15 protein-coding genes and 1 pseudogene are annotated in these 13,066 nt (G+C 71.0%); 4 read left to right on the top strand and 12 right to left on the bottom strand.

The features are described from left to right. A pseudogene (locus tag V8688_RS19245) lies at positions 1 to 238 on the top strand (LuxR family transcriptional regulator); the annotation flags it as partial. A 42-nt stretch (positions 239 to 280) separates the two neighbouring features. Beyond that, a complete protein-coding gene (locus V8688_RS19240; RefSeq protein ID WP_342801392.1) occupies positions 281 to 682 on the top strand; it encodes a nuclear transport factor 2 family protein in 402 nt (133 codons plus the stop codon). 2 nt (positions 683 to 684) lie between these two features. Here V8688_RS19240 and V8688_RS19235 read toward each other — a convergent pair whose 3' ends face one another. Beyond that, on the bottom strand, positions 685 to 1,275 hold the full coding sequence (locus V8688_RS19235; protein ID WP_218721697.1) for a TetR/AcrR family transcriptional regulator: 591 nt from the start codon (positions 1,273 to 1,275) through the stop codon (positions 685 to 687). 73 nt (positions 1,276 to 1,348) lie between these two features. Between V8688_RS19235 and V8688_RS19230 the strand changes: the two genes are divergently transcribed. Continuing rightward, a complete protein-coding gene (locus V8688_RS19230) occupies positions 1,349 to 2,194 on the top strand; it encodes an NAD(P)H-binding protein (protein ID WP_342801391.1) in 846 nt (281 codons plus the stop codon). A 17-nt stretch (positions 2,195 to 2,211) separates the two neighbouring features. Here V8688_RS19230 and V8688_RS19225 read toward each other — a convergent pair whose 3' ends face one another. The 9 genes from V8688_RS19225 to V8688_RS19185 all read right to left on the bottom strand — a co-directional run bounded on the left by V8688_RS19225 (position 2,212) and on the right by V8688_RS19185 (position 10,892). Then, positions 2,212 to 2,862: a maleylpyruvate isomerase family mycothiol-dependent enzyme gene (locus tag V8688_RS19225; protein ID WP_342801390.1), complete on the bottom strand. Its 651-nt coding sequence runs from the start codon at positions 2,860 to 2,862 to the stop codon at positions 2,212 to 2,214. Positions 2,863 to 2,949: 87 nt separating this feature from the next. Further along, positions 2,950 to 3,732 (bottom strand): acyl-CoA thioesterase domain-containing protein, encoded by a 783-nt coding sequence (locus tag V8688_RS19220; protein ID WP_342801389.1) that lies wholly within the window; start codon positions 3,730 to 3,732, stop codon positions 2,950 to 2,952. Positions 3,733 to 3,879: 147 nt separating this feature from the next. Continuing rightward, positions 3,880 to 6,018 carry a primosomal protein N' gene (locus tag V8688_RS19215; protein WP_342801388.1) on the bottom strand — a complete coding sequence of 713 codons (2,139 nt, stop codon included), beginning with the start codon at positions 6,016 to 6,018 and terminating at the stop codon, positions 3,880 to 3,882. Positions 6,019 to 6,032: 14 nt separating this feature from the next. Next, positions 6,033 to 7,244, bottom strand: a complete 1,212-nt coding sequence (gene metK, locus V8688_RS19210) for a methionine adenosyltransferase (protein WP_218721692.1) — start codon at positions 7,242 to 7,244, stop codon at positions 6,033 to 6,035. 246 nt (positions 7,245 to 7,490) lie between these two features. Beyond that, positions 7,491 to 8,708 (bottom strand): bifunctional phosphopantothenoylcysteine decarboxylase/phosphopantothenate--cysteine ligase CoaBC, encoded by a 1,218-nt coding sequence (coaBC, locus tag V8688_RS19205; RefSeq protein WP_218721690.1) that lies wholly within the window; start codon positions 8,706 to 8,708, stop codon positions 7,491 to 7,493. 28 nt (positions 8,709 to 8,736) lie between these two features. Beyond that, positions 8,737 to 9,015, bottom strand: coding sequence for a DNA-directed RNA polymerase subunit omega (rpoZ, locus tag V8688_RS19200; protein ID WP_218721688.1), 279 nt, complete (start codon positions 9,013 to 9,015; stop codon positions 8,737 to 8,739). Between the two features lie 28 nt (positions 9,016 to 9,043). Next, a complete protein-coding gene (gene gmk, locus V8688_RS19195; protein WP_218721686.1) occupies positions 9,044 to 9,628 on the bottom strand; it encodes a guanylate kinase in 585 nt (194 codons plus the stop codon). Positions 9,629 to 9,633: 5 nt separating this feature from the next. Then, a complete protein-coding gene (gene mihF / locus V8688_RS19190; RefSeq protein WP_043653536.1) occupies positions 9,634 to 9,954 on the bottom strand; it encodes an integration host factor, actinobacterial type in 321 nt (106 codons plus the stop codon). Between the two features lie 347 nt (positions 9,955 to 10,301). Then, a complete protein-coding gene (locus V8688_RS19185; RefSeq protein WP_342801387.1) occupies positions 10,302 to 10,892 on the bottom strand; it encodes a TetR family transcriptional regulator in 591 nt (196 codons plus the stop codon). 30 nt (positions 10,893 to 10,922) lie between these two features. Between V8688_RS19185 and V8688_RS19180 the strand changes: the two genes are divergently transcribed. Beyond that, positions 10,923 to 11,270 (top strand): DUF6463 family protein, encoded by a 348-nt coding sequence (locus tag V8688_RS19180; RefSeq protein ID WP_316575313.1) that lies wholly within the window; start codon positions 10,923 to 10,925, stop codon positions 11,268 to 11,270. Positions 11,271 to 11,286: 16 nt separating this feature from the next. Here the strand turns inward: V8688_RS19180 and V8688_RS19175 are convergent, their stop codons facing one another. Then, a complete protein-coding gene (locus V8688_RS19175) occupies positions 11,287 to 11,943 on the bottom strand; it encodes a response regulator transcription factor (RefSeq protein WP_218721683.1) in 657 nt (218 codons plus the stop codon). Then, on the bottom strand, positions 11,934 to 13,058 hold the full coding sequence (locus V8688_RS19170; RefSeq protein WP_316575314.1) for an ATP-binding protein: 1,125 nt from the start codon (positions 13,056 to 13,058) through the stop codon (positions 11,934 to 11,936). Before V8688_RS19170 ends, V8688_RS19175 begins: the two co-directional genes overlap by 10 nt. Between the last annotated feature and the right edge of the window lie 8 nt (positions 13,059 to 13,066).

Genomic DNA, 13,066 nt, shown 5'->3' with positions numbered 1-13,066 from the left:
GGATCCTGCGCGCCGAGGTGACAGCGGGCGGCTCGACGGTGACGCCGTCGCGGCGGTGCCGGCCGCCGCCGAGGGCCGCAGGCCACGCAAGCGGGCCCAGGTCGCGGGGCTCACCGCGGGCAGCCACATCGAGCACATCTACACCAAGATCGGGGTGCACAGCCGTGGCTCGGCCGCGGTGTTCGCGATGCGCCACGGTCTGCTGCCGGACGAGGATCAGCGCGCGAAGATCGGGTGATCGCCCGATGTCCGGCCGCCCCGCGGAGCCGACACTTCCGATATGACCACGTCCACCCTCCCCCCGAAGTCGACCGAATCCCCGGTCGCCGACGCGTTTCTCGCCGCACTGATCCGGCGCGACTTCACCGCCATGACCGCCTGCCTCGCTCCCGAAGTGCGCCTGCGCGGCCTCATCCCGCCCGGCCCGTTCGACGCGCTGGGCCCGGCCGCGACTATCGACCGGTTCCGCGGCTGGTTCGGCGGACCGGACGACTTCGCCGTCGTCGACGCCGGTCACGAACGCCGCGGCGACAAGCTCGCCCTGCACTGGCTGGTCCGGATGCGGCCGACTCACGATCCCGGCGCGGCCAGGATCGCCGAGCAGCGGGCGTTCCTGACGACCGCTCAGGACCGGATCACCACGATCGATCTGCTGTGCTCGGGTTGGCAGCCCGCCGGGTGAGCTCAGCCCCGCCCGGCCAGCTCGTCGATCCAGCGCGCCAACCGCGCACCCTCGGTCACCATCAGGCCGGGGTCGCGGAAGGTGTTGGCGAGCAAGGAGATTCCCTGATATGCCGCGACGAAGGCGACGGCGAGTTCGGCGGCGTCGGGCCTGCCGAGTTCGGCGAACTGCCCCCGGGCCCAGTCGATGAGCAGGCTCATCAGCCGTGCCGGTTCGCCGCCGAAGGCATCGGGACGCTTGTCGAGTTCGGCGGCCAGCGAGCCGGTCGGGCAGCCGTAGCGCGCGGCGAGATCGCGCTGCTCCACCCAGCTCGCGACCATCGCCTTCAAACGCTCGGCCGGGCCGGGCAGCGGCTCGATCCCGGCGACGATCTCCGCCAGCACCCCCGCGTGCGTGTCGATGACGGCCTGGACGAACTGATCCTTGGTCTTGAAGTAGTAGTAGACGTTGCCGACCGGCACGTCGGCCGCGGCGGCGATGTCGGCGATGGTCGTCTTCTCGACGCCCTGCTCGTAGAAGACCCGCGCGGCCGCCGCCACGAGCCGCTCCCGCTTCCCGATCTTCGGCCGCCCCTGCGCCACTGAGTCAGTCATGCAACTAACTATAGACAGCCCCGTCGATCGTTGCTACGGTGAGTTAGTCAGCCAACTAACTCAAGGAGTTCTCATGATCGTCGTCACCGGTGCCACCGGCAATATCGGCCGCACGCTCGTCGGCCTGCTCGCCGAGGCGGGTGAGCGGGTCAGGGCCGTGTCGCGTGGCGCCGCGCCCGTCGACCTGCCCGCGGGGGTGGAGCACGTCGTGGCCGACCTGGGCGACCTCGACAGCCTCTCCCCCGCGCTCCAGGGCGCGGACGCACTGTTCCTGCTGATCACCGGCGAGCAGCTGATGACCGGGCCCGAGCCCGCTCAGCTGCTGAAGGCCGCGTCCGCGGCCGGTATCGGCCGGGTGGTGTTCGTGTCCTCGCAAGGCGCGGTGACCCGGCCCGACTCCGCCGGCTACGCGCGCACCATCGCGTTCGAGCGGGCGCTGGCGGAGTCCGACCTCGCCTGGACCGTGCTGCGGCCGGGCGCGTTCTTCTCCAACACCTATGCCTGGATCGAGCCGGTGCGCACCGCGCGCACTGTCGCCGCGCCGTTCGGCGACGTCGGCCTGCCCGCGGTCGACCCGGGCGACATCGCCGCGGTCGCCGCCGTCGCCCTGCGCGCCGATGGGCATGCCGGACGCGCCTACACGCTGACCGGTCCGGCGCTCGTGACCCCGCGAGAGCAAGCGGCCGCGATCGCCGCGGCCGTCGACGAGCCGATCAGCTTCGTCGAACTCGACGCCGCGCAGGCGAAGGCGAACATGCTGCGCTTCATGCCGGAGGCGGTCGCCGACCACACGCTGACCATCCTGGGCACGCCGACCACGGCCGAGCGGGAGGTCAGCGGCGATATCGAGCGGGTGCTCGGTCGCCCGGCGACCTCGTACGCGCAGTGGGTGCTGCGGCAGCGCGCGCTGTATCTCTGAGCAGGGTCCAGGCCCGCTCAGGGCTTCTCGGCCAGGCGGGCTCGCAGCGTCGGCAGGCCGGGCCCTGTGAGGTCGTCGGCGTAGGTGCTGCGGCCCGCCATGACCATCACCAGCGCGATCGTCGGACCGGTGACCAGCGGCCCGGCGCCCGTGGCGAAGGGCCCGTCGGTGGCGTCCAGGCGCAGGCCGGCGATGGTGGTCCGGCTGGGCACGGTGAAATCGCGGCTCGCGTAGAAGTCGGCGACCGCGGTGGCGGCGGCCGTCGTCGGGGTGGTGGGCAGCCCGAGCGGACGCCGGATGTCCTGACCGTGCACGACGACCTCGCCGAGCCAGGCCGCGGTGTGCCCGGACGCCGCGGTCGTGCTGGTGGCGATCGATCGGAACCGGGCGAGCGTCTCGGCGGGTGTGGCCCCGCGGTGCTCGGCCAGCCGCCGGGCATTGTGCAGATCGAAGTCGAAGCGGGCGCCGAGCGCACTGGCCAGCCAGCGCAGTCGCCCGATGCTCGCCGCGGCGGTGAGGTGGGCGACGACCTCCTCGACCACCCAGGTCCCACACAGCGACGGCCGGGCCCACTGCGCGTCGTCCAGACCGGCGAGATCGTCGGCGAGGGCCGCCCGTTCGGCGTGGGTCATCGCCCACAGCTCGTCGCGGGAGAGAGGTGTCGCCACGGGGCCTCCAGGCACGGTTCGGGGACGCGGGCGTGCGCCGTCGTCAGTGCAGACGACGCGGGCACCCCGAATTCATCGGTGCCGGTCTCAGCCCTCGGCGGTCGCGGGCACCGGTTCGCCACGGTGCGCGGGGGCCGACCGGCGCCGGTCGTTGGCCACGGCGGTGATCACGCAGGTGCCGAGCGGGCCTTCGCGGTCGTACATCGTCGCGGTACTCACCGCGACACCGGCGTTGCCGACGTGGTCGAGGGCCTGCATGCCGAGTTCCGGGCCCACCGGCAGGCGGGACAGGGTGAGCGTCATGTCGGCGTTGATGTAGCCGACCCCGCGCGAACCCCAGTGGCAGACGAGGTTGGTGAGGTCGCCGGTGGCGGCGGCCCGCTGGAACGGGGTGAACGGTTCCCCGGCCACCAGCGGCGGCAGGTTCTGCCAGGTGACCTTGCGCTCGGCGTCACGCGCCGCGCCGAAGTCGGTGATCCAGTCGCCGTCACCGGACTTGAACAGTGGAAGGGCACCCCGCGGATCGTCGCGTCGTTCCGTCGGGACCGGCAGCGTCCGTGGCGGTTGCCAGACCGTTCCCGGCGGGTCGTCGGCGGCGGCCAGGAAGGTCACTGTCGCCCTGGCCCGCGTCTGGTCCTGCTGGACGAGCCAGGAATCGACGACCTTGATGCGATTGCCCGCCCGCACCACCGCGCTGTGCAGCGTGATCGGGTCCCGGGTGACCTGCTGGAACAGGTCGACCGAGAGCCGCGCCGGGACGAATCCCGTTCCCGGACTGTGCTTCTCGGCCTCCAGCGCGAGCAGGCCGCACACCGCGACGCCGTGCAGCTGATTCGGCGACCAGCGGCTCACCGCCAGATCGTTCGCCACGTACGTCCCGTCGCGTGTCGTGAAGAACTCCACCACGATCCTCTCTGCTCACCCGAGGTCATGGTAGGACAGGGTTCGGGACCACCACTGCGGCAGGCGCGCGACGACCAGGCCGACCGCTGTCGCCGGGCGCCTCCGACCCGACCGTCAGCCGATGTCGACCGGGTCGATCTGCACCCGCAACGGCGCGTCGGACCGATGCGAGCTGCGCACCGCCTGAGCCGCCGTCAGCGCCCGGGCGAGGGGACCGCCCTCGGTCCGGCCCACCCGCAGCAGCATGCGCTCGACCTCGGCCGGTTGGTCGGAGCCGGAGAAGGGTTTGCGGGCCGTCGGCGGCAGCGGCACCGGTCCGAGGATGTCGACCCGGTCCGGCAGCTGGGTGGCCTCGAGCAATTCGGCGATGGCGGCGGTGGTGCCGTCGATCGCCGCCAGCCGCACCGCGGGCGGGAAGCCGACCTCGGCGCGCGCCGCCAGCTCGGCGGCGGCGTGATGGACCGGGTCCCAGCGCACGAGCGCCTGCACGGTGGGCAGCGACGGCTCGGCCATCACGATCACCTGCCCGCGCGGGCGGACCAGCGCGGCGGCGCCCATCCACCGACGCAAGGTGTCCTCGGTCGCGCGCAGGTCGGCCCGTCCCAGCAGGGCCCAGCCGTCCAGCAGCAGCGCGACCCCGTAGCCGCCCCGCACCAGCGGTTCCGCGCCGACGGTCGCGACCACGACCTGCGCACCCGGTTCGACGCTGTCGAGCACTTCCCCGCCACCCGAGCCACGGATCGGGACACCGGGGAAGGCGCGGCCGAGTTCTTCGGCCGTGCGGGCGGCGCCGATGACCATCGCGCGCAGTGCGCGCGCACCGCACGCCTGGCAGCGGAAGGCGGCCTCGGTGATGCCGCACCAGCGGCACTGCGGGCTCGCGGCTTCACCCGTGCTCGACTGTGGCAACGCCAACGGCCCGTTGCAGTGCCTGCAGCGCGCGGGGGTCCGGCACTTCGCGCAGGCCAGCGAGGGGACATAGCCGCGCCGGGGCACCTGGACCAGGACCGCGGCGTTCTCCTTGATCGCCGCGCGGGCGGCGGCGAACGCGACACCGGGCATACGGACCGCCCGCGCCAGCGCGTCGCGTTCCAGCGCGAAGTCGGTGTCGCCGGGCGCGCTGATCCGGGGCATCACCTCGCGCAGCACCTGGCGTTCGGCGAGCAGGTCTCGCGCCCAGCCGGACTCGACGACGGCCTGGATCTCCGCGGTCCTGGCGAAACCGGCCGCGACGAAGGCGGCGCCGGTCTCGTGGGCGCGCAGCATCGCCACTTCCCTGGCATGCGGATACGGTGCCCGCGGCTCGGCGTAGGTGTCGTCACCGTCGTCCCAGAGGGCGATCAGTCCGAGATCACGCGCGGGCGCGAAGACGGCCGCGCGGGTACCGACGACGACGCGCGCCTGTCCGCGCAGCACCGCCAGCCACCGCCGATACCGCGCGGCGGGCCCCAACCCGGCCGACAGCCCGACGGCCGAATCCCCCACCAGCCGAACGCATTCGGCGAGCAGCCGATCCAGGTCGCGCTGATCCGGCACCATCAGCACGGCACTGCGACCGCTCGCGACCACGGTCGCGGCGAGCTCGGCCAGCCGCGCCGCCCAGTCCTCCCCGGGCAGCGCCTGCCAGGCCGCCCGGGGTGCGCGTCCGGCACTCAGCGCGGCCACGAAGGCGCCGCCGTGCTGGTACCTGTTCCACGCGGTGGTATCGACAGGATCGCTCGCCACCGCGTCCGGAACCGCTGCGGGCGAATCCTTTTCGACGCAATCACCCGGACCCGCCGCTGGTGACGACGGGCCGTCCGCCGGCGAATCGGCTTCAGCAGCAGCCGGTTCCGCTTCGTCGAGCGCGGATTCTGTTGCGGCAGTGGACTTCTTGGTTCCGCCGGTCTCGGTACGGGCGTGGCGGGGCGGGATGGCCAGGCGCAGGACATCGGCGCGGGTGCCCGCGTACCGGGCGGCGACGGCGGTGGCCAGCCGCAGGATCTCCGGGGTGAGGACGCGCTCCGGGGAGACGACGCGTTCGAGCTTCACCATCTTGCCGGTGTGCTCGCTGTGCGGGAGACGTTCGAGCAGGTACCCGTCGACGAGGCGGCCGGCGAACCGGACTCGGACCCGAACCCCCGGCTGCGCGATCTCGTCCAGTTCCGGGGGGACCAGATAGTCGAAGTCGCGGTCCAGGTGCGCAGGCGACAGCAGCGGGAGCACCCGAGCGATCGGGTGTCCCGCTGCTGTCGTCGTGTCGTCCGCTGCCACGCGGGCGGTGGGTCTTACAGGCCGACGGCCGCGCGCAGCTTGTCGGCGCGGTCCGTGTGCTCCCAGGGCAGATCGACGTCGGTGCGGCCGAAGTGACCGTAGGCCGCGGTCGGCGCGTAGATCGGGCGCAGCAGGTCCAGGTCGCGGATGATCGCGCCCGGACGCAGGTCGAAGACCTCCGAGATGGCGGCGGAAATGCGGGCCGGATCGACCTTCTCGGTGCCGAAGGTCTCGACGAACAGGCCGACCGGCGCCGACTTGCCGATCGCGTACGCGACCTGCACCTCGACGCGCTCCGCCAGCTCGGCGGCCACGACGTTCTTGGCGACCCAGCGCATGGCGTAGGCGGCCGAGCGGTCGACCTTCGACGGGTCCTTGCCGGAGAACGCGCCACCACCGTGGCGGGCCATGCCGCCGTAGGTGTCGACGATGATCTTGCGGCCGGTCAGGCCCGCGTCACCCATCGGGCCACCGAGCACGAACTTGCCGGTCGGGTTGACCAGCAGGCGGATGTCGGAGGTGTCCAGGGTCGGCAGGTTCAGATCGCCGATGACGGCGTCGACGACCTTCGACCGGATGTCGGGGGCCAGCAGGTTGTCCAGGTCGATGTCGGCCGCGTGCTGGGTCGAGATGACCACGGTGTCCAGCCGGACCGGCTTGTCACCGTCGTATTCGATGGTGACCTGGGTCTTGCCGTCGGGACGCAGGTACGGCAGCACGCCGGACTTGCGGACCTCGGTGAGCTTGCGCGAGAGCCGGTGCGCGAGCGCGATCGGCAGCGGCATCAGCTCGGGGGTGTCGGTGGTGGCGTAGCCGAACATCAGGCCCTGGTCACCGGCGCCCTGCCGTTCGATCTCGTCGTCGGAACCGCCGACACGCGCCTCGTGCGAGGTGTCGACACCCTGCGCGATGTCGGGCGACTGGGCACCGATCGCGATGTTCACACCACAGGAGTTTCCGTCGAAACCCTTTGCGGAGGAGTCGTATCCGATCTCGAGGACCTTCTCGCGGACGATCCGCGGGATGTCGGCGTAGGCGGAGGTGGTGACCTCGCCCGCGACATGCACCTGACCCGTGGTCACCAGGGTCTCCACCGCGACCCGGCTGCGCGGGTCCGCCGCGAGCAGCGCGTCGAGGATGGAATCGCTGATCGCGTCACAGATCTTGTCCGGATGCCCCTCGGTCACGGACTCACTGGTGAATAGCCGACTACCTGTCGTACGCACAGTTATTCCCTCTCCCTCAACGGGTTACTCGTGTCGGCTTGTGACGGTAACTTCTCGGTGCTACCGCACAACCCTTCTTCTCAGACTATTCCAAACCACCGACGAGGTGGCGCAGTGCACACAGACTGTCCCGGACTGTTCACCGAACCGGCGAAGGCGCCCACGGACGGCGTCCACACGCCGTACACTGCGCGACGATCCTTGCAGCGCAACAGATCTCGCGAAGCTATCGGCGACCGTACCCGGTCAGCGCAGGAGCGGGACGAGCGCGTCGAGCACCCGGCTGGCCAGCAGCGCCTTGGACCCGTGATCGAGGGCCTGTTCGGTGCCGTCGGCGCCGAGCAACCAGCCGTCGTTGGTGTCCACCTCGAACGCCTTGCCCTCCCCGACCGCGTTGACCACGAGCAGATCGCAGCCTTTACGGGCCAGTTTGGCGCGCGCGTGGGTGAGCACGTCACCGTTGTCGTCCCCGGTCTCGGCGGCGAAGCCGACGATCGCGGTGCCGGCGAGCCTGCCGTCGGTGCGGGCGTCGACCAAGCCGGCGAGGATGTCCTCGTTCTTGGTCAGCGGGATCACGTCGGGCTCGTCTGCGCCCTTCTTGATCTTCGCAGCGGCCACATGGGTCGGACGGAAATCGGCGACCGCGGCCGCCATGATCACCGCGTCCGCGCCCAGCGCGTGCTTGTCGACCGCGGTCTTGAGCTGGTCGGCGGTGGTGATGTGGACCAGGTCCACGGCGGCGGGCGGCGCGAGCTCGATGGTGTTGCCCGCGATCAGCGTCACCTGGGCGCCACGCTGGGCGGCGACCCGGGCCAGGGCGTAGCCCTGCTTGCCCGAGCTGCGATTGCCGAGGAAACGCACGGGATCGAGCGGTTCCCTGGTGCCACCGGCGGTGATCACCACGCGGCGACCGGTCAGGTCGCGGGGCAGCGCGTCGGGGCGTTCGAGCAGCAGCGAGGCCAGGCCGAAGATCTCCTCCGGCTCGGGCAGCCTGCCCGGACCGGTGTCGGTGCCGGTGAGCCGGCCCGACGCGGGTTCCATGACATTGGCGCCGTGCGCTCGCAGCGTCGCGACATTGGCCACCGTCGCCGGATGCTCCCACATCTCGGTGTGCATCGCGGGCGCGAACAGCACCGGACATCGAGCCGTCAGCAAGGTGGCGGTGAGCAGATCGTCGGCGCGCCCCTGTGCGGCGCGCGCCATCAGATCCGCGGTGGCGGGGGCGATGACGACGAGATCGGCCTCCTGGCCGATCCGGACATGCGGCACCTCGGGCACATCGGCGAACACACCGGTGTGCACCGGTTGGCCGGACAGTGCCTCGAAGGTCGCCTTACCGACGAACTGCAGGGCCGACTCGGTGGGGATGACCCGCACCTGATGGCCGGTCTCGGTGAACCGGCGAACGAGGGCACACGCCTTGTAGGCGGCGATGCCCCCGCCGACCCCGACGACGATCCGCATGGTCTCTACGCCTCCGGAAAAGAGATTGTCACTCGCCCTCGGTGTGCTCGAGCAGGTCGGAGTGGATTTCACGCATGGCGACCGACAGCGGCTTCTCCTGCAGGCCGGGCTCGACGAGCGGGCCGACGTACTCGAGGATGCCGTCACCGAGCTGGTTGTAGTAGTCGTTGATCTGACGCGCGCGCTTGGCCGCGTAGATCACCAGGGCGTACTTGGACGACGTGCGCTCGAGCAGCTCGTCGATCGGCGGGTTGGTGAGGCCGATCGGGGTGTCGTACGCGGGCGCGGCTGCGGTGTCCGTACTCACTAGGGGAGGCTCCTGCGGGGTTAGTGGGTCAAGAACTCGAATTTGTGCTAACGAATAACGATACCAACTGCTCGCAGGCAGTCGTCACCTCGCTGTTCACGATGACCGTGTCGAACTCGTCACAGGCCGCCAATTCGACCCGGGCGGTCTCGAGTCTGCGCTCGATCACCTCGGGCGTCTCGGTGCCGCGTGACCGCAGGCGCGAGACCAGTTCTTCCCAGCTCGGCGGTGCGAGAAACACCAGCAGTGCTTCGGGCATCGCCTGCCGAACCGATCGCGCACCGGCCAGATCGACCTCGAGCAGGACGTGATGTCCGGCCTCCAGCGCTTCGCGCACCGGGGCCGCGGGGGTGCCCGAGCGCTGCAACCCCCCGTGGATGTCTGCCCATTCGAGCAGTTCGTCCGCCTCGATCATGGCGTCGAACTCGGCTCGGGAAACGAAACGGTAGTCCCGGCCGTCGACTTCCCCGGGCCGGGGGGCCCGGGTCGTCGCCGACACGCTGAAAACCAGTTCGGGCAGGCGTTCCCGCACGCACCGCACGACCGTGGACTTACCCACGGCCGAGGGGCCGACCAGTACAACCAGCCGACCCTTCCGCGTGTGTTCGACCACCTGAATCAGGCGTCGAAGTCGAAGCGAGCCAGCAGCGCCTTGCGCTGACGGTCGCCCAGGCCACGGAGCCGCCGGGTGGGGGCGATCTCCAGCTCGGTCATGATCTCGGCAGCCTTGACCTTGCCCACCTTCGGCAGAGCCTCGAGCAGCGCAGAGACCTTCATCTTGCCGAGAATCTCATCGGATTCGGCGTCGGTGAGGACCTGCTTCAGGTTGGTACCGCCACGCTTCAGGCGCTCCTTGAGCTCCGCCCGAGCACGGCGAGCGGCAGCCGCCTTCTCCAAAGCAGCGGCGCGCTGCTCGTCAGTCAGCTGGGGAAGGGCCACGGTTCCTCCGTCTCATCGTTCATTGCTAGATCTACCGCCGGTTACCCGGACGGTCTGTGCGACCGTACCCACGACGCCCGCCGATTGCGAACCCGACCCCCAGGTCAGGGCCGGATTACGCATGCCGTATGGGGCGCGCGGGCCCGATGCGGTGACCGGCGATTCTTCCGCCCCGATCGTACCGCCGAATTCACAAAATGCATCCCCACCTGCGGTTATGCCGATATGGGCGATGTTAGCCATTCGGTTGCGCCCGTGGCGGTCACAGGCCCCGCAAACCCGGTGGCGCGCGACCAGCGGGTTTCCGGAAAATCCCCGCGTGTCGCAGGATTTCGCACAGTGTGTCGTCAAGATCGGGAATGGAAACGATCCAGAACCGCGCCGGTGGCGGTCGCGGTGACCTCGTCGATCCACGCCGGAATCGGCGCCGCGCGGGCGATGTAGTCACGCACCAAGCCGTACGGAATCGCCTTCACCGCGGCCTCCGCGACGGCGGTGGTCTCGGCGTCGGCGGTGCCGAATTCGGTGACCACCGCGGCCAGCAGGGCGGCATTCATGGCGTCGTTGACCGTGGCGATCTCGTGCCGCAATTCGTCGGGACCGACCGCGAGCAGTTCGTCGCGATGGAACATCTTCATCGCCCTGGCCTCGGTCGGGTGCTCGCGGCAGTACCGGGGCAGGTAGGTCGCCGCGGCCAGCAGCGGCGACGGCCCGGCGAGCGCGTCGAGCAGGCCCTCTTGGAAACGCCGGATCGAGCGCAGCCAGAGCCGGGCGAGCAGTTCGTCACGTGAGGCGAATCGCACATAGATCGACCCGGTGTGCACGCCGGCGGCCTTGCCGATCGCGGCGATGGCGGGCCGGATGATCGCCGGATCGACCAGCAGGTCACGGGCCGCGTCGAGCACCTGGTCGTCGGTGAAGAGACGGGGTCTTGCCACCGGCTCAGCCTAGTGGCACAGTTTATGAACATGAATTCAAGAACTAGATTTCCGCTGGCTGGGGCCGCCCTGGTGTTCATCGCGACCGTGCACACGATCATGGGGGTGGCGTTGCTCGCGGCCGGCGATCAGGGCACCGAACTGTCGTTCTGGTTCACCCTGTTCGGTGTGGTCGGCATCGGACTCGGCCTGGCCATGATCGAGCTGGAGCGCGCTCGCGGTTTCGTCCCGGTGCCGGTCCTCGCCGCCCTCGCCGTCACGACCGTCGCCGGGCTGGCGTACATGCCGCTGTCGGGGTTCCTCACCCTGCTGGTGCCGCTCGGTGTCGGCGCGCTGGGCTGGTGGCGCGGCCGGATTCCCGCCGCGGCGCACGCCTGACCGCGACGAGCACCGGCTAGGCGTCGACCGCACCCGCGCGCAGGTGCTGCAGGATCGCGAGAACGCGCCGGTTGTGCGCTTCGCCCGCGGGGAGGTCCAGCTTGGTGAAGATCGCGTTGATGTGCTTCTCGACGGCGCTACGAGTGACGAACAGCTGCTGACAGATCGCGGCATTGCTCAGGCCCTGCGCCATGAGCTCGAGCACCGCGCGCTCACGCTCGGTCAGCCGGTGCAGCGGCGCATCGGCGCGATTGCGCAGCAGCAACTGACGCACCACCTCCGGATCGAAGGCGGTGCCGCCCGCGCCGACCCGCTCGACGGCGTCCAGGAACGCGCCGATCGCGGCGACCCGGTCCTTGAGCAGGTAGCCGATGCCGCCCGTGCCGGTCAGGAATTCCGCGGCGTGCCTGCGCTCGACGTACTGCGAGAGCACCAGGACCGCGATACCCGGCTGGTCCCGGCGGATCTCCAGTGCCGCTCTGATGCCCTCGTCGACGTGATCGGGAGGCATCCGGACATCGGCGATGACCAGATCGGGCGGCCGGACCCGCACGGCGGCGAGCAGCTCGGTCGCGGTGCCGACGGAGTCCACGATCTCGTGGCCCTCGGCGGTCAGCAGCTGGGCCAGGCTCTCGCGCAGCAGCGCGGAATCCTCGGCCAGGGTTATTCGCACGGAACCTCCACGGTGACGGTCGTCGGGCCGCCCGGCGGGCTGTCCACCCTCATCGTGCCGTCCATCGCGGTGACCCGGGTCGCCATCCCCGCGAGCCCGTGGCCGGTGGGGTCGGCGCCACCGATGCCGTCGTCGCGCACCCGCAGGCGCACGACCGGCCCGTCGCGCTCGACGCCGACCGCGACGGCCGCGGCCCCGGAGTGTTTGATCGCGTTGGTGATCGCCTCGCTGGCGGCGAAGTAGCAGGCCGATTCGACCCGGTGCGGGGCACGCTCGGTGAGCGCGTAGTCGAGCCGGGTCGGCAGCGGGGTCCGATCGACCAGGGCCTCGAGCGCGGCGTGGAGTCCGTCGCGGGCGAGCATCGCCGGGTAGATGCGCCACGACACCTCACGCAATTCGTCGAGGATGTGGCCGGTCTCGGTGATCGCGCGCCGCTGCAGCTCGGCCCTGGCGGCGCCGTCGGATTCGCGCTCCACCCGCCCGAGCAGGATGGACAGGGCGACCACGCGCTGCTGTACGCCGTCGTGCAGGTCGCGTTCGATGCGGCGGCGCTCGTCGTCGATGATGTCGACCACCTCGGCCCGGGTCGTGGTCAGCTGCGCCACTCGCTGGGCCAGCTCGCCCGAGCCCGGCCGCACGCTGCGCCGCAGCGCCCACGCCTCGGCCCGCACCACTCCGACCAGCCCCTGCACCCCGAGAAAACACAGCACCGCGCCGGGCAGCACGACCACCGCCACCGTCGTCCAGGTGATCTGCCCCGGTGCGGTGGCATCGACGATCGCCACCGCGGCGCCGGTGCTCGCCCCGTACACCAGGGCCGCCGCGACCACGACGCCCGCACCGCACAGCGCGAGCACCACCGCCCCGACCGACCCGATCACCGCGCGAACCGCCAGGTATCCGGCCGCCCGCGCGCCCCCGGGGGCAGCGGTCGCGCGAACACCGAGCAGCCGCGTCACCCGCCACCGCTCGACCGCCACGATCCGATCGGTGACCGGCATCGCGACCGGCGCGGCCAGCACACCGAGCAGGTCGAGCGGCGCGGTGACGACGCCGAGCAGATACCCCGCGATCGCCGCGGCGCCGCGCGATGATCGCGCCGGAGAAGAACCCATCACCCGAT

This window comes from Nocardia sp. No.11, assembly GCF_038752175.1.
Classification (GTDB): Bacteria; Actinomycetota; Actinomycetes; order Mycobacteriales; family Mycobacteriaceae; genus Nocardia; species Nocardia canadensis.
Note: the sequence above shows the minus strand (reverse complement) of the source record. Positions and strands in the feature narration are given on the sequence as shown.

Bases quoted from the DNA above. Each gene is read 5' to 3' on its own strand.
- V8688_RS19180 (WP_316575313.1), top strand. From the start codon at position 10,923: ATGAATTCAAGAACTAGATTTCCGCTGGCTGGGGCCGCCCTGGTGTTC.
- V8688_RS19170 (WP_316575314.1), bottom strand. From the start codon at position 13,058: ATGGGTTCTTCTCCGGCGCGATCATCGCGCGGCGCCGCGGCGATCGCG.
- V8688_RS19235 (WP_218721697.1), bottom strand. From the start codon at position 1,275: ATGACTGACTCAGTGGCGCAGGGGCGGCCGAAGATCGGGAAGCGGGAG.
- V8688_RS19230 (WP_342801391.1), top strand. From the start codon at position 1,349: ATGATCGTCGTCACCGGTGCCACCGGCAATATCGGCCGCACGCTCGTC.
- V8688_RS19240 (WP_342801392.1), top strand. From the start codon at position 281: ATGACCACGTCCACCCTCCCCCCGAAGTCGACCGAATCCCCGGTCGCC.
- coaBC (WP_218721690.1), bottom strand. From the start codon at position 8,708: ATGCGGATCGTCGTCGGGGTCGGCGGGGGCATCGCCGCCTACAAGGCG.